Raw genomic sequence first — 18,346 nt, 5'->3', positions numbered from 1 at the left:
GATGCGCTCATTGTATAACTTGGAGCCGACTCCAAGTCAAGGAGGTTTGACTGTATTTTTTGACGTTATTCAAAATCCTTGAAACAGGGCAGCAGATAAGGGCAGGTTGCCGTGAAATAAACGTTGACTTGGAGCTGACTCCAGGTTATACAATATAAAAATAAGAAAACGGAGGTGGCAGCATGAGTGAGGTTAACGCAATGATCAAGGGCTACTCCATTAAAGTGGCCTCTGAGCTGACGGGAATCACGGAGGACACAATCCGTTATTATGAGAAGATCGGACTGCTGCCCCGGGCACAGCGCAAAGGGAACAGCCACCGGGTGTACAGTGATGGAGATATCGAAACCATGAAGCTGATCACCTGTCTGAAAAAAACGGGAATGTCCCTGGATGATATGCGGCCATATCTTGACCTGTCGCTGGATTCCAATCTTGCTGAATACCCGGAGCTGTATGCAATGATTCAGATTCATAGACAGAAAATACTGAACCAGATTGCTTCGCTGCAGCAAATCGTGGACCTGATTGATACCAAGATCACTCAGAGCAACTTTGGCAAACAGGAATGCACGCTGACCGGGGATGTCAAACGTATGCCTGTCCGGAAAATTTAAGCTTATACAACTTCAAAATTGAACAGGTTTTAACTCGATCTATACAATGGAGCGTTTCTGGAATCTTAGGGGAGCGCTCTTTGGCATGAGCAGATTGCATATACCGTGGGGATTAGAAAAGTGCAGAGGATGTCTGCTTTGTCCTTGCCGGGCGGCGGGTTCTTCCTTAAACTGATAAGGATTGGAAAAAGGAGGAACTTTATATGAATCAAATCATCTATTCCCCGTCAAAATATATTCAAGGCGGCGGTGAAATCTCAAAGCTGGGTGCTTATTGCACACAAATGGGAGCCACAGGGGCTTATGCCATTGTAGATCCTTACATCCTCGCTACCTACGGAAATGATATCGTCAGCAGCTTTGACGCTGAGTCTATGCCGCTTGTTCAGCGTGAGTTCAAGGGAGAATGTTGTCTAAAGCTGGTGGAGCAAATTGTTGCGGAGCTGGACTTGAACGCTACAGGTATAATTCTGGGCATCGGCGGCGGCAAAACACTGGACACGGCCAAAGCCGTCAGCCGTTATACCGGATTGCCGGTGGTCATTGTTCCGACAGTGGCTTCTACGGATGCGCCCTGCAGCGCATTGTCGGTACTTTATTCGGAGGAGGGCGAGTTTGACTGCTATCTCCCTCTGCTGCAAAGTCCCAATGCCGTAATCGCCGACGTAGATATTATTGCTAAAGCCCCTCCGAGATTGCTGGCGGCAGGAATGGGCGATGCGTTGTCCACTTTTTTTGAAGCGAGGGCTTGCCGTAATTCCGGCGCTGTGACCCATGCAGGGGGACAGAGCTCGATCGCCGCATATGCGCTGGCGCGTGCTTGTCTGGATACGCTTCTTGCTGAAGGAGCTGAGGCATTAGAGGATGCCCGCCAAGGAATAGCCTCGGCGGCTGTCGGCCATATCGTGGAAGCGAATATTTACCTTAGCGGCATCGGCTTTGAGAGCGGCGGACTTGCCGCCGCCCATGCCATTCATAACGGACTGACTGTGCTTGAGGAATGCCGGCATATGCTTCACGGGGAAAAGGTGGCGTTCGCCACGCTGGCGCAGCTGATGCTGGAGCATGCAGCGGAGGAGGAGATCGCTGCCGTTGTTGCTTTCTGCCGGGAGGTGGACCTGCCTGTAACGCTTAAGGAAATGGGCCTTTCTGAGATGGAGCCGGGGAAACTTATGGCTGCGGCCCAAGCCAGCTGTGAGGCAGACAGCCCGATGGCAAATATGCCGTTTGAGGTATCCCCGCAGGATGTATTTGATGCGATCATTGCCGCTGACCGCCGGGGGCAGCAGGCCGGATAACGATTGTTAATTATTGCGTACCTGTCCCGTACATATTTCTCCTTCAGGTTCCAAACAATGAGAACAATGGCAACATAGCACGAAGGAGGAGATCCTCTTGAAAAGGAGCAATCATACGGGCAAACGCACCATTCTGTATCTAATTATTGCCGTTGTCGCATTGATGCCGGCGCTGGTTCCGCCCGCTGCCACTGCGCACGAAACATCTGCTGGTTCAGTTTCACATCACGCCAGGGGCAGCCGGTCTGTAGTGTCTTCAGCCGTCCTTGCCGAACCCGCCGTTATCGGCAGTGCTAAGGCTGAAGGACAGCAGGAGATTAAACAACCAGCCCGCAGCAGGATAGCCATCATTGTCGATGATTTCGGCAATGACATGCGTGGTACGGAGGAAATGTTGGAATTGCCGGTTAAGATCACTGTTGCCGTAATGCCGTTTCTATCGACTACAGAGAAGGATGCACGGCGCGCACATGAGCAGGGCTTCGATGTGCTGGTGCATTTGCCGATGGAACCGAAGCAAGGCAAACCCGAGTGGCTGGGCCCGGGTGCGGTTCTGACCCGGATGAGCGATGCCGAGGTACGCAAGCAGGTCGAGGCTGCACTGGACAATGTTCCTTTTGCCGTTGGAATTAACAATCACATGGGCTCAAAGGTGACCGGTGATGAGCGGGTAATGGGCATCGTGCTGGCGGTATGCAAGGAACGCGGATTGTTTTTTGTGGACAGCCATACGAATTACCGTTCGGTAGCCGGCAGAATGGCCCGGAAGATCGGACTCCCGCCCGTGGAGAATCATATCTTTCTGGACGATGTTCATACGGCAAGTCATGTCGTGAAGCAAATGCGGCTGGTGCAGGAAAGGGCTTTGAACCAGAACTACTGTATAGCAATCGGCCATGTTGGTATCCAGGGCAAAGAGACCGCTGCGGGCATCCGCAGCGGCATTGCCGAAACAAAGGACAGTGTCGAGTTTGTAGGCATTTCCGAACTGGTCCGGGACGAATGGCAATGGAATTCGCAGCTTACACCTCCATAAGATACGCGGCAATACCGTTAGCAATCGCTTCGGCAATTTCCTCTTGTCCTTTCGGACTGCAAAGCTTCTCGCGGTCGGTCGGGCTGCTCACAAAACCCGCCTCAACAATCACTGTTGTGGCGGTTATTTTATTGAGCAGATAAAACGGCTTGCCCCGTAACGGGCTGGCTTTCACATCATAGAGATGATTGAGCTGGTTCTGAATGGATCTCGCCAGCAGGAAGCTGCGTCCCTCCTGACGGTACAGCACAAGCGGTCCGTGTTTGGAAGGTGAAGCGGCCCAGTTAATATGAATGCTGACCACGACATTTGCCGGAAGCGTCTCAGCCAGCTCCTTGCGCTGGGCAAGGTCCCGCAAATGGCGGGAGGAGCTGCGCAGCCAGCGGTTATCATCGCTGGGGGCATAGTCACCGGTCCGGTTAAGGATCGCATCAAAGCCGTCACTGCGCAGCAGCAGGAACAGCCGGCGGGAGATGGCAAGAGTGATATCTTTCTCGAGGATATTGCCATATGATGTCCCCCCGTCAATTCCCCCATGCCCGGCATCAATCAGAATGATCCGTTGATCATGGCCGAGCATATGCTGGCGCTCTTCTTTCGCCGCGGCTCCTGAAGGCACCGGTGACGCCTGCACAATTCCCGCATCTCCCAGGGGAAGCATAAGCAGCAGGGCGGATGACACGATAACGAACAGCCGGCGCAGTGTACCGCTTCCCCGGGTGGTTTGGGTTCTGGTTGGGTTCAGGTACTTCAAGTACATCAAGTAGTTCAAGTGGATGACCTCCTCGTGCGGTAATGATCTTTTGACCGGACTGGGTACTTTGTTAGATTGTGCTGGAACAGGCAAACCTATACGAAAAGCAGCTTCACGGTTTAGATATAGCTGTTCAAGAGCACACTAGGAACATGGATATCCAGACAGAAGACAGAAGTCAAAGGTGAGTGCCCAAATTCAGCATTCAGTTTGAGGAGGTGGCGAAATGGCTTCCAGCGGTGATGAACTTGTGAAGTATATTACGGAAAAGGTAGTCGTTTATATGGAGGACCCTCGTGCCAGCCGGGCGCGGCGAAAGGCCGAGAAAGAGCCGTGGGCAGAGAAATGGTTCGGCATGCTGCCGCTCGGCTGGTCGATCTGGCGGAGCAAATGGAGCCGGAACGACAGGAAGTGATCAGGTTGCAACTAGTAGTACCGGCAAATCGCATACAGCTTGAACTGAAAACAACCTTCCAAGGTGCCCTGTATATGGCACTGTGGAAGGTTGTTTTGTTGCATGCCCGCGGGAAAGACGTTGTACTTACAATGGGTTACTTTAACGCTTAGAATTTGTAAGCGTACCGATCACTGTTTTGCCGGCTAGAGGCAGCTGGTGCAGGGTACCGCTTTTTTGAAGAGCTGAGAGAGGGAGGTAACGTTTGCCTTTCGGACCCGCAGCGGCATAGACGATGGCCGGACTGCTGCCGGTTTTGTTCCCGCTGGAACCGGCAGGCAGCCAGCGCTGATACCCCGTAATCATAAAAGGCGCTCCGGTCGTATCGTTCCTGCCAGCTGACTGAAAGACGAGACTGCCATTTTGAATCAGCAGAATAGTGAAGTTTTCTGCGCTGTCCAGCTTCAGCTTGGGGCTGGTCAGCCACTGTAAATCAGCGTATGGATCATCCAGACCTTCACTCCGGTAGGTCTGCAGGGGAGACCAGCCGGAGTCCAGCCCGGAGATTGTATTGACTCCATCTAGCTGTACCTTCAGGACCTCTTCTGCTTTGTCTGAACCCCACGGCAGAACTTGCGGTACCGAAGCATTGATATATATATCCGTATGGTCGAGGGTTAATTTCCACACCGGGAGCAAAGAGGCGTAAAGAGCCGTCAGTTCAAGCTTTCCTGAATAATCTGAAGAGATGAGTTCCTCCTGCACCAGAAACTGGCGCAGATCGGTCAAGCTGTAAGGCAGCCCGGAGGTTCCGGTTCCGTATTCGCTAAGCATATAACCGCCTTGCTCTGTAGCCGAGACAATCAGGTATCCGATGCGCTGCCCGCCGTCCATGATATTAACAAGCCAGCTATGTGTGCCCGGTCCCAGCGGATAATAGTCGGTACGGGCTTCTTTCCAGCTTGTGAAGGGAGCATCGGCGGACAGCTTGCGGATGGTCAGCTTGGTGAAGTCCTGCAGCGATTCCGTTGATGGTTGCACCTTGATTACAAGTGAGGCCAGCACATCAGGGGAGACTGCTTGTGTGACAGTGACGCGGGTGTCCTTAGCGGCATAGGCAGCCGGAAAGGCAGAGCTTGCCGACAGCCCGATTGTGCAGAGGCACAGAATGAGGAGGAAGCGGCCGCGACGACCAGGCACGGCCTTCCGCCTTGATTTTATAGTCATGTCGTCGTTCACCTTTCTTGGTCCAAATCAAATCATCTTCATGGAACGGGTATAAATTAATTGTAGCGGACAAGCTCTAAAAAGGGTGTTGCATGCTGTCCGCCGGGTTGCGGGAATTCCACTGTTTTTTTGCCTGCTTTTAGCGAGCAGGGTCGCATTCTATGTGCTGCGCAGATGAAACAGTCCGTAGGTTACGGCAGAAACTGCAACCTGCGGCTCGTATTGCCAGGAGGTCTCCTTCCGGCGGCGGTTATATTGCTCCTGGATCGCCAGCCGCTTCTCTTCGTCCTGCTCTTTGAGCAGCTCCTCATAATAAATGTCTACGATGCTCAGCTCAAGCCGCAGCCTTTCCCGGGCTTCCTCCGCCCAGCTGTAGTCCAGTTTTGCGAGCTGTGAAGTCAAATAAGCCTCCAGCCGGTCGGCCCCGGCGGCAATTGTAAGCTCTGAGGGCTGGATGTGAATATTCTCCGGCAAGCGGGGAGTTAATTCCCGTGTATTCAGCCTCGTGCCAAAGTCGGCGGTAATGACCCCGCTGGTTAAGGAAATTCCGATAAAATGCAGCTCTTCCCGCTTCAGATCGCAAGTCATCTCCACTTTGTAACAGACGCCTAGCCACGGTTCATAGGCCGCAGAGAACAGCGTCATCCGCTGTCTGCTTCCCGGGTCTTCAAACAGCTGCAGACATTTTCCCTCATCACGCGCGGCGGCCCAGATCTGCTTCAGCCGCTTGCTGCCGTATACTATATCCTCACGGCGGATCATGCCCGGGCCGATCCGCGGCAGTACCGGCACAACGCCAAAGTAGCGGGCGAGAATGCCGTCCTGCGGGTCTGCTTCAGCGGGAGCCGCCCCTGCGGATGGCGGCTGCCCGAAACCGGCCGCCGGGCTGTCCGCGCCTGCTTCCATCTCTGCCGCGCCAAGGCTGCCGCCTGCGCCCGGCAGAAGCCCGGCCGCAGGGCGGTTTGCCACGCCCCGTTGTGCCCGGGGCGGAGGAGCAGCCTGCGCGGCCAAGCTGTCGTACTTCTCCGGGTCGAAGACGAAGGTGAACGACAGCGTCTCCGGATCGACGCCGGTGCGCTCCACGAACCCCCAATAATAGGGCCGGTCGGTGAGCATCCGGTCGGCGCGCGGCGAGAGCTTCACCGTCACATGCAGCGGAGATACCTCAAGGATCGAGCACTCCGTTGCTTCCAGATAATCCATGACATGCTTGCGGACTTGTTGCGGAGAAAGGGTCATCAGGTGGCCTCGCTTTCATTCTGTATGCCTTGGGTCAGCTCGCTGATGGATTCGCCGATGTGGTCAAGTCCGCTGCGCAGCTCCTCGTCGCTGCGGGCTTCAAGCATGATTTTATAAAGGCTTTTCTCCAGCGATTCCTTTTTCTCGAAACGTTCCAGGATCACATCAAGACCCCCGATGACCATCTCGAACATGTTGATTTTCTCATGCAGCAGATGCAGAATATGCTCTTCAATCGTACCTTCTGTGGAGAGGTTGTAGATGACCACGTCGTTCTCCTGGCCCAGACGGTGGACCCGGCCGATCCGCTGCTCGACCCGCATCGGGTTCCACGGCAGATCGAAATTGATCATATGGTGGCAGAACTGCAGATTGATGCCCTCACCGCCGGCCTCCGTAGCAATCATCACCTGGGCCCGTCCACGAAAGAGATCCATCATCCAGTCCTTCTTGCCGCGGTTCATCCCTCCGGAGTATGACACACACTGCAGCCCGTGTTCACGGAAGTATTGCAGCAGATATTCCTGCGTGGCGCGGTATTCAGTGAAGACAATAACCTTTTCGTTCATTTCACGGATCAGCTCCATCGTTTTCTCCGCTTTGGTATTCGTCTTGACGGTGCGGATGCTCTGCAGCAGCTCCATCATCCGCTCCCGTTTCGGAGAATCGGCAGGCAGCTTTTTGATTAGGTTCACCAAGGTAATGAATACAGCATCGCGGCTGCTGCATACCTCACGCTGAAGCGTAACCAGAGAAAGCATGCTGCTGAGATTGCCGCCTGATTCCTGATATTGGTCTTTGACAAAGGCGGTAACGCCGTCATATAATACCTTCTCTTCCGGTGAGAGCGTGAGCGGTATATTGCGGACCTTGCGCTTGGTGAAGTTGACCGGGCCCTCGCCGCGGCGGTTGCGGATCATGACTTTAGACAGCTCGCCCCTCAGCTGGACTTCATTCTTCGGCTGGCGTTTGTCCACGACGAAATTAGCGGCAAAATCCCCCTGATTGCCAAGCTGCCCCGGCTTCAGCAGGGTGATCAGGTTGAACAGCTCGCCGAGGTCATTCTGTACAGGGGTGGCGGTGAGCAGCAGGCAGTACTTTTTGCGCAGCTGCTGAACGAACTGGTAGTTGGTGGACTTCTTGTTCTTCAGCTTATGGGCCTCGTCGATAATCAGCATGTCGTATTCGCAGCCGAGCAGCAGTTCTTTATGCGGATCACGTTTGGCGGTGTCCATGGAAGCGACCACAATGTCGTTTCCCCAGGAATAGGTCTTCTTCTGTGCTACGGCAGTTATGCCGAACTTGGCGTTCAGCTCGCGTACCCACTGCAGGACGAGCGAGGCGGGAACCAGAATCAGCACTTTGCTTACCAGTCCGCGTACCAAATATTCCTTAAGCACGAGACCGGCTTCGATCGTTTTGCCGAGTCCGACTTCGTCGGCGAGAATCGCCCGGCCCGACATTTCAAAGAGTACCTTATGAGCGGTATCAAGCTGGTGGGGAAGCGGAGACAGTCCTGACAAATGCTTCAGGCATTGCAGCTCGTCGAAGCTGGTGACAAGGCCCGATTCTTCACCCTGCACGGCAAGCCGGGATAACCTCAGGTCTCCCCAAGGCCCGCCTTTCTCCAGTCTCGACTCCAGATCATGCAGCCAGTTTCGCTCAAAGGATAGGGGAACAGGCAGCTGCGGTGCGGGTGCATTGACCTCTTGCGTCAGGGAATTGCGGGATAATTGCGTCATGTTGCAGCCTCCTCCGGCGCTGTATCATATCGAACTAGCGTAGAAGTAGTATGCGCGTAAAAGAGAGAATTCATAACCTGATATGGATTGCTAAAGAGTTGCGCATATTAAAGATTCACTCACCCGCAGATGAAACTTTTAGTTTCTGATTTTATAAAAAAACGAGCAAGAGTGAGAAAATGCGTCATGGATGCCGATTTTTCGCCACGGGGCTTCTTATATCGAAAAAGACCTCTGATACAATATGTGGTATAGTTTAAAAGCTGACGCACACAATATATTGTTACAAATGCTTGAAATATTGATTTATCAGAGCATTTGACGGTTATTTGTTATTGACAAGAGGAACTTCCTTTGCACAAGCAGGGCAGCTGGAAGTTTCTGTTGTGGGTCACAAAACGTAAGCCCACATCATGGAACGGAAGATTTACATATCATACATCCGGGAGGTTTTTCTATTGAGTACAGTGAAACGTAAGCAGCGCCTTGAGGGCCTTAGCGAGAAAATATTTTTGGACCGCTATGCGTGGAAGGATGCGGACAGCAATAATGCCAAGGTAGGCGATGTTGTTCTCGTCCTGACCAAAGACGACCCCAAATTCCCTACCAAGGAAGTTGGCGAAATTGTAGAGCGCAGCGGACGGATTGTTACCGTGAAGACACGCAGTGGTGAACTGGTGAAATCGGACGTAGAAAAGCTTACGCTTAATATAGAGAAAACTCCGGAGGAAATGTGGGACCGGCTCGCAGCCGCCATGGCTTCGGTAGAGAAAACGCCTGAGCTTCAGGAAGAATGGACAGGCAAGTTCCGCTCCATTCTCGATGACTGGAAGCTTGTACCGGGCGGCCGGATCGCCGCAGGCGCCGGTGCCAGTGAAGAACTGACGCTGTTCAACTGTTATGTAGTACCTTCGCCTAAAGACAGCCGCGGCGGAATTATGCAGACACTGTCGGAAATGACCGAGATTATGGCCCGCGGCGGCGGTGTGGGGATTAACCTGTCTTCGCTGCGTCCCCGCCGTGCCATCGTTAGAGGCGTGAACGGATCATCCAGCGGCTCTGTCTCCTGGGGCGGGCTGTTCAGCTATACGACCGGGCTGATTGAGCAGGGCGGCAGCCGCCGTGGCGCGCTGATGCTGATGATCAATGACTGGCACCCGGATGTGGTTGATTTCATTACTGTGAAGCAGACTATGGGTCAAGTGACCAATGCCAACCTTTCAGTATGCGTCAGCAACGCTTTTATGAAAGCTGTTAAAGAGGATCTCGACTGGGAGCTCGTATTCCCGGATACGACTGACCCTGATTATGATACGATTTGGGACGGAGACCTTGATAAATGGAAAGCGGACGGCCGCCGGGTCATTCCTTACCGTACAGTTAAAGCACGGGATGTGTGGCATACGATTATTGAATCAGCCTGGAAATCGGCAGAGCCGGGCGTCGTATTCATGGAATACTACAACCAAATGTCCAACAGCTGGTACTTTAATCCGATTATCTGCACCAATCCGTGCGGTGAGCAAGGACTTCCGGGCTGGGGCGTCTGCAACCTGTCCGCTGTCAATCTTTCGAAGTTCTACGACGCGGAGAATCATGATGTGGACTGGGCCGATCTGGCGACGACTACCCGTTATTCTGTTCGCTTCCTGGACAATGTCATTGACAAGACGCCGTATCATTTCCCGGAAAATGAAGCCAACCAGAAGCTGGAACGCCGCGTAGGCCTTGGAACCATGGGTCTGGCTGAGCTGATGATTAAACTCAACATCCGTTATGGCAGTCCTGAATCGCTGGAGTTTCTGGACAAGCTGTACGGCTTTATGGCCCGCGAAGCGTATCTGGCCTCAGCAGAAATTGCCGGCGAGAAGGGTTCGTTCCAGGCGTTCGAATCCGACAAATATCTGCAGAGCGGATTTATGAAAAACATCACCGAAGTTTATCCGGAGGTGGGTGAATCCATCCGCAAGCACGGCATGCGCAACGTTACCGTGATTACTCAGGCGCCCACAGGCAGCACCGGTACAATGGTAGGAACTTCGACTGGTATTGAGCCTTATTTTGCCTTCAAATATTTCCGTCAAAGCCGTCTCGGCTACGACGAGCAGTTCGTGCCGATCGCACAGGAATGGCTGGAAGCCCATCCGGGTGAAGAGCTGCCTGATTATTTCGTAACTTCGATGGATTTGTCGGCCAAGGATCACATCCGTGCGCAGGCTGCCATTCAGCGCTGGGTGGACAGCTCGATCTCCAAGACCGCCAACTGCCCGTCAGACTTCACTGTTGAAGAAACTGCCGAGCTGTACGAAATGGCCTTCGATCTGGGCTGCAAAGGTGTAACTATCTACCGCGACGGCAGCCGCGATGTGCAAGTGCTGGAAACCACGAAGAAGGAAGACAAGAAAGAGGCTCCGGCAGCGGAAACGGCTGCACCGGAAGCAGTAGAAGCTGCACCGGCCAGCGCAGTTGTGGCAGCGAGCCCTGCGCCACAGGCCAATGCCAATGTTGTTGACAAGCAATACAAGAAACGCCCGCAGGTGCTGCGCGGCGCAACCTATAAGATCAACACGCCATTCGGCATGGCGTATATCACCATCAACGACCTGGATGGCATTCCGGCAGAAATCTTCCTGAATGTCGGCAAAGCGGGCTCCGACGTCTTCGCCATGGCGGAAGCATTGGGCCGTGTCTGCTCGCTGTTCCTCCGTTACGGCGACCACGGCGAGAAGGTCGAGCTGCTGATCAAGCATCTCAAGGGCATCGGCGGCTCCGGTGCCATCGGCTTCGGCGCGAACCGCGTCGAGTCCATCGCCGACGCGGTAGCGAAGGCACTGGAAACGCATGTGCTGAACAACGCACATGACGACCATGTCCCCGCTCCGATCGCGGCAACGCTGGAGCTGGAGGATTTCAACGAAGCGCTGAACGCTGAGTTGAAAGCGAGCGTACCGTCTGCGGCAGTAGCGGACTACGGCCACGGCGGCCATGCCGCACACAGCCATGGGGCGGCCTCCCGCGACCTCTGCCCATCCTGCGGCAGCGCCTCGCTGGTTAACATCGAAGGCTGTAAGACCTGCAGCAACTGCGGATATAGCCGGTGTGGGTAAGAAGTAGGATTACAAGAAACCTAGAACGATTGTTGTGAGGGATCACCAAAGCGGCAAAAACGACCACAAATGATGATAAAAGTGGATCATGAAAGACGATAATCCATTAATATATTCAATATAATGCATAAATATTCAAGCAGGTATTTTTATGCATTTAAACGCATTGAAATTAGTGGATTTGATTTTTAAATGAACACAATAAAAGTCCCGATTAGGAATTTCCTATATCGGGACTTTTATAATGTGATAAATAATGTTTATAAACTACCATACCAAACGTCATCGACAGGCTCTAACCATTCGGTTTCGCCTGGTGTAATAGCCAGATGTACAAACCAGCTGTCTTGGGTAGCACCATGCCAATGCTTCACATTTGGTGCAATATTAATTACGTCACCAGTTTTAAGTAACTTTGCAGGTTTTCCTTTTTCCTGATACCAACCCTCACCACCTGTAACTAATAAAACCTGCCCAAATTTATGTGAATGCCAGTTATTACGGGCGCCGGGGGCAAAGGTCACGTTTCCGATCGGGGCATTTAAAGGAGTTGGATCAGTAAAGACCATTTGTAAATAAGCATCGCCGATAAAATTAGCTTCAACTTTTTTTCCTAATGGAAAAATGGTGCTGCTCTCTAATTGTTCATTTGACATCATGGACATCCTCTCTATTTTTATTCTTTATAGATTTCCTTAGCGATATTAAAAGCGGACCAAGCTTTGGGCCAACCGGCATAGAACGAAAGGTGTGTAATGATCTCTGCAATTTCTTCTTGGGTGATTCCATTTGCTTTCGCTTTATGAAGATGTGGAGTTAACTGTTCAAAGTTTCCTCCTGAGATTAGAGCTGCTACTGTAATCATGCTGCGATCGCGGGGAGAAAGTTCTTCCTCCCTTGACCAAACCTCACCAAACAATACATCATCGTTCAGTTCAGCAAATTTAGGTGCAAATTCTCCCAGCTTGTCTCTTCCTGCAGTTTGTTTCTCTGCCATTGTTACCATCCTCCATTCATGTATTAACTGCAACATCATCTAGTGTATTAGTGTATACCTTCAAGTGGACTTTAACGCAAGTAAGGATCAATAATTATCTATCTATTCGTGTCGAAAATATTTGACTTCAAGTTAACTTTAAGTTGTAAGCTGATCTGAGACAGGGGGATTAGCAATGCAAACTATTGATCAACAAAAGCTAACAGGAGAACGCGCACTATTTAAGAGCAAGAATCTTTTGATTAAAAACTCTACTTTTGCGGAAGGTGAATCACCGCTGAAGGAAAGTGAAGATATTACTATCCACAACAGTTTTTTTAAATGGAAGTATCCGCTATGGTATTCCCAGAACATTAGCTTAAAGAGAACAACTCTTCAGGAAATGGCACGCTCAGGAATCTGGTACAGTCATCATATTTATATGAATGACAGTGTCATTGAAGCACCCAAGACATTTCGCAGGGCAAGTGATATCCGTCTGAATCATGTGGATATGCCTAATGCAGAGGAGACGCTATGGAACTGCAAGGATATTGAATTGTTACATGTAACTGCAAGAGGAGATTATTTTGGGATGAACAGTGAAAATATCAGAGTGGATGATTTAACTTTGACCGGAAACTATGTTTTCGATGGTGCGAAAAACATAGAAATCCGTAATTCGCGGCTACTCTCAAAAGACGCATTCTGGAACTGTGAAAATGTCACCGTATATGATTCGTTAATCACCGGAGAATATTTAGGATGGAATTCTAAAAATATTACGTTTATTAACTGCACTATTGAGAGTAATCAGGGAATGTGTTACATGGAGAACGTGGTAATTGTAGATGGGAGCATAATCAATACGGATTTGGCCTTTGAATATTCCACTATTAATGTGACAACAACTACAATGATTGACAGTGTCAAAAATCCAATCTCCGGAATCATTAAAGCGAATGGAATTGGAGAAATAATACTGGACGATGAAGGAATTGCTGCTTCAAATATTATATATGAGCTGAATGATCAAATGAAATGAGCTTCTCAACAAAGCAGATTTTTATGTTTCTGATATTCTTTATAAATACAAAGCGATTGCTTGCTCTATTTCGGAAAATAAGAAAGGCAGGTGGATGTACTTGAAAGAAAATAAAACTCAAGCTGCAGCTCCAAAAACACAACCATTTGGAAAAGAAGCTTTTGAGAAAACGGAAAATACAATCATTCGCTGGTTAGGGAATTCAGGATTATTTATAAATAGCCATGGAACATGCGATATGGTCGATCCGTTATTAATGAGTTTTGACATGCCCTCGCTAATTGACCTTTGACGATTACAACAGAACAGAAAAAATCAGTTACCTCCCGAATACTCTTACGACGGAGGAAGCGCCGGATGGCTTCGATCCTTCAGTAGGTGATCTGACCTTATATGCTCCATGGAATGGAGGCATTCACAGGCATGAATGGTGACTTCACCGTAACCATTGAAATTTTAAAATAAATGCAATCAGGAGGAACCATGGAATTAAGAGTACTTCGGTATTTTCTAACAGTTGCCCGTGTTGAAAATATTACACATGCGGCTACTATCCTGCATGTTACACAGCCTACGTTAAGCAGACAGCTGGCCGATCTTGAAAAAGACTTAGGAACTCAATTGTTCACACGTGGAAAAAGTAAGATAACACTAACCGATGCGGGGATGCTTTTGCGTCAAAGAGCAGAAGAAATCCTTACCCTTGCGGATAAAACAGAGAAAGAGTTTAAAGATCAGAGCAATCTGGTTGGAGGAACAATATCCATTGGAAGTGTTGAATCATTAACATCAAATGTTATTTTCGAGTTATTAAAAGCGTTTAATGTTGAATATCCACAGGTCACCTATCATATTTTCAGCGGGACAGGCGATGATATAAAGGAAAAAATAGATAAGGGCTTACTTGAGATTGGCATATTGTTGGAGCCTATTCATATTGAAAAATATGATTTTATCAGACTGCCGCAAAAGGAACGCTGGGGAATTCTTACCAAAACCTCGTCAACGCTGGCACAGAAGGAATATGTTACTTCCAAAGACCTGGCCGGAGTACCCTTGCTAATACCCAGCCGATCAGTATTACAAAATGAAATTGCCAGTTGGTTTGCCGATGAGCACTCACAATTGCGCTTTGTAGCTACCTATAACTTAATATCCAATGTGGTTAATCTCGTGGAGCAGGGAATGGGCACGGCAATTTGCATTGAGGGTGCTTTCGCAATGAAGCATTCTGATCATTTATGCTTTAGGCCCTTCTATCCTGTACTTCAATTCGGATGTGTGATTGTCTGGAAAAAACACAAAATTTTCAGTCAGACTGCGACCAGGTTTTTACAATATATCAAGCATGCCTTGCAGGCATAATGAAGAATGAAATATAGGCATTGGCTATAGCTGTTTATATAGTGATATTTTAAAGGTGTAATGTGAATGAAGCCTTTACTTATCGCTTATAAATAGCTTTTTATGTTTGTAAAGCGCTTCCGTATTCGTTCATATTATGCAGCATTTATTAAGAGGGGGCATAATTGCATGAGCCAGAAGTATGAGGAATTAGCTCGAGAAATTGTAGAGAAAGTCGGAGGCAGTGAAAATGTATCTACATTAACTCATTGCATGACCAGACTCAGATTTGCGCTGAATGATAATAATAAGGCAGATCAACCAGCCGTGAAAGCATTGGACGGCGTTCTTGATGTTATCGAGAGCGGCGGACAATTTCAGGTAGTTATTGGTACTCATGTTGAAGACGTTTACACGGAGGCTATTAAGCATCTGAAATCCGTAGAAGGTTCAGGTCGTGAACTAGCTAAAGAGAGAAAGGTAGGGTTCATCGGCAAATTAATCGATTTCGTTTCCGGTACATTTAGTCCGATCGTTCCAGCTATTGCTGGCGCAGGTATGATAAAAGCGCTGCTCGCTCTACTTATTTTATTTGGTTGGATTTCAAAGGAGTCCCAGACCTATTATGTATTAAGTTTTATGTCGGATGCCATTTTCTACTTCCTGCCGTTTCTATTGGCGTACTCTGCTGCTAATAAGTTAAAGTGCAGTCCTGTCTTGGCTTTAGTACTGGCGGGTATTTTACTCCATCCAAACTTGACCCAATTGCGGACAGACGGGAATGACGTTAGCGTCTTCGGTATCCCCTTGACCCTGGTTGCTTACAGCTCTTCTGTCGTTCCAATCCTCTTAACTGTTTGGGCACAATCTTACATTGAAGCGATATTCAAAAGAATCATTCCAAACGCAGTCAAAGTTATTTTTGTTCCGATGTTTACGATTTTGGTAGTCGGGCTCCTTAGCTTAACGGTATTAGGACCTCTAGGGTCATTTTTCGGAACGTATTTAGCTATGGGATTTGATTTCCTTGGGTCACACGGATCTTGGATGATTATATTCGTTATCGCAACCTTTTGGCCCATACTGGTTATGTTTGGATTACACCATAATATCGTTCCCTTATCGTTGGCTCAAATCACCACACTGGGTTACGAGAACATTATCGGCCCTGGAGCGATGATAAATTGTATTTCCCAAGGTGTTGCTGCACTAGTGGTAGGGATGAGAACAAAGGATAAGGCGTTAAAGCAAATTTCAACTTCCAGCGGGATAACAGCTTTTATGGGGATTACGGAACCCGTCTTGTATGGCGTGAACTTGCCTAAAAAATATCCTCTCGTTGCTGCTATGATTGGTGCTGCCAGTGGAGGACTATACGCAGGACTATTGAATGTCTCTCGTTATGCGACAGGAGCTTCAGGAATTCCAGCAATTCCACTTTACATCGGAGAGAATATCTGGAATCTATATAATATTTTGATTGCATTAGTAATTACGGCTGTTGTAACTGCGGTTATTACCTACCTCTTAAGTTTGAAATATGAAAAAGAATTGACCACTCAAGAAACGATTGTTAGTGATGAAGAAACGATTACGATTAAAGACTCTGTGATTATGAGCCCAATTAAAGGGGCAATCATTCCATTACAAGATGTACAGGATGCTGCCTTTGCTTCAGAAGCCATGGGGAAGGGAATTGCTATAGAACCAAGTGAGGGGAAAGTGGTGGCTCCTTTTGCTGGGGTTATCGTTTCACTGTTTCCTAAAAAGCATGCCATGGGCTTATTATCCGATGACGGTGTAGAAATCCTCATTCATGTTGGCCTTAACACCGTTAAACTAAATGGGAAATATTTCGAAGCCCATGTTGTGGAAGGCCAAAGAATCGCTAAAGGACAGACCTTGTTGACCTTTGATCTGGAGAAAATTAAACAAGAGGGGTATATTACTCAAACTCCTGTTATTGTAACCAATACCTATAATTATTCAGATGTAGTATCAGTGAGTATTCATGATTATATAGATTTCAACAATGCGCTGCTGCTAGTAAAAGCATAAATAACAATACTCAATCTTAGGAGTGTATTTTAGATGACCTTAAGAAAAGATTTTCTCTGGGGTGGAGCGGTTGCTGCAAACCAATGTGAAGGTGGATCCGCAGAAGGTAATAAAGGGCTGTCAACGGTCGATGTCATTCCAGCGGGGAAGGATCGGGTTCCTGTTATGAAAGGCAAGGTCAGCATGCTGGAGTGTGACGAAGAACATTTTTATCCAAGTCATGAAGCTATTGATTTCTATCATCGCTATAAAGAAGATATCGCATTATTAGCGGAAATGGGTTTTAAGTGCTTCCGTTTATCCTTGGCATGGACGCGGATCTACCCTAATGGAGATGACAAGCTTCCGAATGAAGAGGGATTGAAATTCTACGAACATGTCTTTGATGAATGTTTAAAATATGGCATTGAGCCCTTAGTAACGATTACTCACTTTGATGTCCCTATCCATCTGGTGAAAACAATCGGCTCATGGAGAAGCCGCAAAATGGTCGAATATTATGAGAGACTATGTGAAACCATCTTCACCCGTTACAAAGATAAAGTGAAGTATTGGTTAACCTTTAACGAAATCAATATGTTATTGCATTTGCCCTTTGGAAGCTCTGGCCTGGTATTTGAAGAGGGTGAAAATGAAGATGCAGTAAAATATCAGGCAGCACATCATCAACTGGTCGCAAGTGCGAAAGCAACTGAAATTGCGCGCAGAATCAATCCGGAATTTAAGATAGGCTGTATGCTGGCGGGTGCAAGCACGTATCCGTATACATGTGCACCAGATGACGTTTGGAAAGCAATGACAAGAGACCGGGAACACTACTTCTTCGTTGATGTACAGTCCCGTGGAGAATACCCAAGCTATGCCAAGAAAATGCTTGAACGAATGGATATTCACTTGGAGATGGAAGACGGAGATGAGGAATGCTTAAGAAATAATACCGTTGACTTTATTTCGTTCAGTTACTATGGCTCACGGTTAACCAGTGCGGACCCTGAGGTAAATACGCAAACCGCCGCAAATCTGTTTCCGACCCTGCGCAATCCACATCTAACGACAAGTGAATGGGGATGGCAGATTGATCCGCTGGGGCTAAGAATTACATTAAATGCATTATATGACCGCTATCAAAAGCCGTTATTCATTGTAGAAAATGGATTGGGAGCGCTGGATACACCTGATGAAACGGGATATATCGCAGATGATTACAGAATCGGGTACCTGCGGGAACATATCAAAGCGTTCATAACGGCAGTGGAAGAGGATGGAGTCGACTTGCTAGGATATACGACTTGGGGCTGTATAGATCTGGTAAGCTCCAGTTCCGGAGAAATGAGCAAAAGATACGGCTTCGTTTATGTGGATAAAGATGACGCTGGAAATGGCACATTGGAGCGCAGAAAGAAAAAATCTTTTGGGTGGTACAAAAAAGTAATTCACAGCAATGGTATAGAGCTGTAGTCTGCTAATGAATGAAGACGTAATAACGCATTGAGTCATGGACTCGGTGCG

Annotated in this window: 17 protein-coding genes; 11 read left to right on the top strand and 6 right to left on the bottom strand. The window is 48.8% G+C overall.

What is annotated here, in order from left to right; genetic code table 11:
• Positions 1-182: 182 nt before the first annotated feature.
• The 3 genes from AC3WT9_RS09905 to AC3WT9_RS09895 all read left to right on the top strand — a co-directional run bounded on the left by AC3WT9_RS09905 (position 183) and on the right by AC3WT9_RS09895 (position 2,951).
• The gene (locus AC3WT9_RS09905; RefSeq protein ID WP_342481647.1) at positions 183-617 is read left to right on the top strand and encodes a MerR family transcriptional regulator; all 435 of its coding nucleotides are present in this window, start codon (positions 183-185) and stop codon (positions 615-617) included.
• A 203-nt stretch (positions 618-820) separates the two neighbouring features.
• A complete protein-coding gene (locus AC3WT9_RS09900; protein ID WP_341091963.1) occupies positions 821-1,915 on the top strand; it encodes a glycerol dehydrogenase in 1,095 nt (364 codons plus the stop codon).
• Between the two features lie 97 nt (positions 1,916-2,012).
• Positions 2,013-2,951, top strand: coding sequence for a divergent polysaccharide deacetylase family protein (locus tag AC3WT9_RS09895; RefSeq protein ID WP_342481649.1), 939 nt, complete (start codon positions 2,013-2,015; stop codon positions 2,949-2,951).
• Here AC3WT9_RS09895 and AC3WT9_RS09890 read toward each other — a convergent pair.
• Positions 2,938-3,723, bottom strand: coding sequence for an N-acetylmuramoyl-L-alanine amidase family protein (locus AC3WT9_RS09890; RefSeq protein WP_341091968.1), 786 nt, complete (start codon positions 3,721-3,723; stop codon positions 2,938-2,940). The genes AC3WT9_RS09895 and AC3WT9_RS09890 overlap by 14 nt on opposite strands.
• Positions 3,724-3,931: 208 nt before the next feature.
• Between AC3WT9_RS09890 and AC3WT9_RS09885 the strand changes: the two genes are divergently transcribed.
• Positions 3,932-4,120, top strand: coding sequence for a YqzE family protein (locus AC3WT9_RS09885; RefSeq protein WP_341091969.1), 189 nt, complete (start codon positions 3,932-3,934; stop codon positions 4,118-4,120).
• A gap of 141 nt (positions 4,121-4,261) precedes the next feature.
• On the opposite strand, the gene AC3WT9_RS09880 is transcribed toward AC3WT9_RS09885, so the two are convergent.
• The 3 genes from AC3WT9_RS09880 to AC3WT9_RS09870 all read right to left on the bottom strand — a co-directional run bounded on the left by AC3WT9_RS09880 (position 4,262) and on the right by AC3WT9_RS09870 (position 8,307).
• Positions 4,262-5,326, bottom strand: a complete 1,065-nt coding sequence (locus AC3WT9_RS09880; RefSeq protein WP_341091971.1) for a hypothetical protein — start codon at positions 5,324-5,326, stop codon at positions 4,262-4,264.
• Positions 5,327-5,485: 159 nt separating this feature from the next.
• Positions 5,486-6,565, bottom strand: coding sequence for a YqhG family protein (locus tag AC3WT9_RS09875; RefSeq protein ID WP_341091972.1), 1,080 nt, complete (start codon positions 6,563-6,565; stop codon positions 5,486-5,488).
• Entirely contained in the window at positions 6,565-8,307 is a 1,743-nt protein-coding gene (locus AC3WT9_RS09870) for a DEAD/DEAH box helicase (RefSeq protein ID WP_341378189.1), read from the bottom strand. Before AC3WT9_RS09870 ends, AC3WT9_RS09875 begins: the two co-directional genes overlap by 1 nt.
• Before the next feature lie 413 nt (positions 8,308-8,720).
• Here AC3WT9_RS09870 and AC3WT9_RS09865 point away from each other — a divergent pair, with 413 nt between their 5' ends.
• Complete coding sequence (locus AC3WT9_RS09865) at positions 8,721-11,414, top strand: adenosylcobalamin-dependent ribonucleoside-diphosphate reductase (protein ID WP_445744962.1); 2,694 nt, start codon at positions 8,721-8,723, stop codon at positions 11,412-11,414.
• 260 nt (positions 11,415-11,674) lie between these two features.
• On the opposite strand, the gene AC3WT9_RS09860 is transcribed toward AC3WT9_RS09865, so the two are convergent.
• Together AC3WT9_RS09860 and AC3WT9_RS09855 are read right to left on the bottom strand one after the other, a co-directional pair.
• Positions 11,675-12,070, bottom strand: a complete 396-nt coding sequence (locus AC3WT9_RS09860) for a cupin domain-containing protein (RefSeq protein ID WP_341091978.1) — start codon at positions 12,068-12,070, stop codon at positions 11,675-11,677.
• A gap of 20 nt (positions 12,071-12,090) precedes the next feature.
• Positions 12,091-12,411 (bottom strand): carboxymuconolactone decarboxylase family protein, encoded by a 321-nt coding sequence (locus AC3WT9_RS09855; RefSeq protein ID WP_074085122.1) that lies wholly within the window; start codon positions 12,409-12,411, stop codon positions 12,091-12,093.
• A 175-nt stretch (positions 12,412-12,586) separates the two neighbouring features.
• Here AC3WT9_RS09855 and AC3WT9_RS09850 point away from each other — a divergent pair, with 175 nt between their 5' ends.
• The 6 genes from AC3WT9_RS09850 (at position 12,587) to AC3WT9_RS09825 (ending at position 18,295) form a co-directional block, all read left to right on the top strand.
• Positions 12,587-13,435, top strand: a complete 849-nt coding sequence (locus AC3WT9_RS09850; RefSeq protein ID WP_341091987.1) for a DUF3737 family protein — start codon at positions 12,587-12,589, stop codon at positions 13,433-13,435.
• 100 nt (positions 13,436-13,535) lie between these two features.
• Entirely contained in the window at positions 13,536-13,727 is a 192-nt protein-coding gene (locus tag AC3WT9_RS09845) for a hypothetical protein (RefSeq protein ID WP_341091988.1), read from the top strand.
• Positions 13,717-13,869 (top strand): cyclophilin-like fold protein, encoded by a 153-nt coding sequence (locus AC3WT9_RS09840; protein ID WP_341091989.1) that lies wholly within the window; start codon positions 13,717-13,719, stop codon positions 13,867-13,869. The genes AC3WT9_RS09845 and AC3WT9_RS09840 overlap by 11 nt, the downstream gene beginning before the upstream one ends.
• Before the next feature lie 49 nt (positions 13,870-13,918).
• Positions 13,919-14,800, top strand: coding sequence for a LysR family transcriptional regulator (locus AC3WT9_RS09835; RefSeq protein WP_341091991.1), 882 nt, complete (start codon positions 13,919-13,921; stop codon positions 14,798-14,800).
• A gap of 168 nt (positions 14,801-14,968) precedes the next feature.
• Complete coding sequence (locus AC3WT9_RS09830; RefSeq protein WP_341378192.1) at positions 14,969-16,837, top strand: beta-glucoside-specific PTS transporter subunit IIABC; 1,869 nt, start codon at positions 14,969-14,971, stop codon at positions 16,835-16,837.
• 33 nt (positions 16,838-16,870) lie between these two features.
• Entirely contained in the window at positions 16,871-18,295 is a 1,425-nt protein-coding gene (locus tag AC3WT9_RS09825) for a 6-phospho-beta-glucosidase (RefSeq protein WP_341378193.1), read from the top strand.
• The last annotated feature ends 51 nt before the right edge of the window (positions 18,296-18,346 follow it).

The organism is Paenibacillus sp. EB106-06-01-XG199 (genome assembly GCF_058791575.1).
The sequence above is the reverse complement of the archived record's forward strand: the minus strand, read 5'-3'. Positions and strand labels throughout refer to the sequence as shown.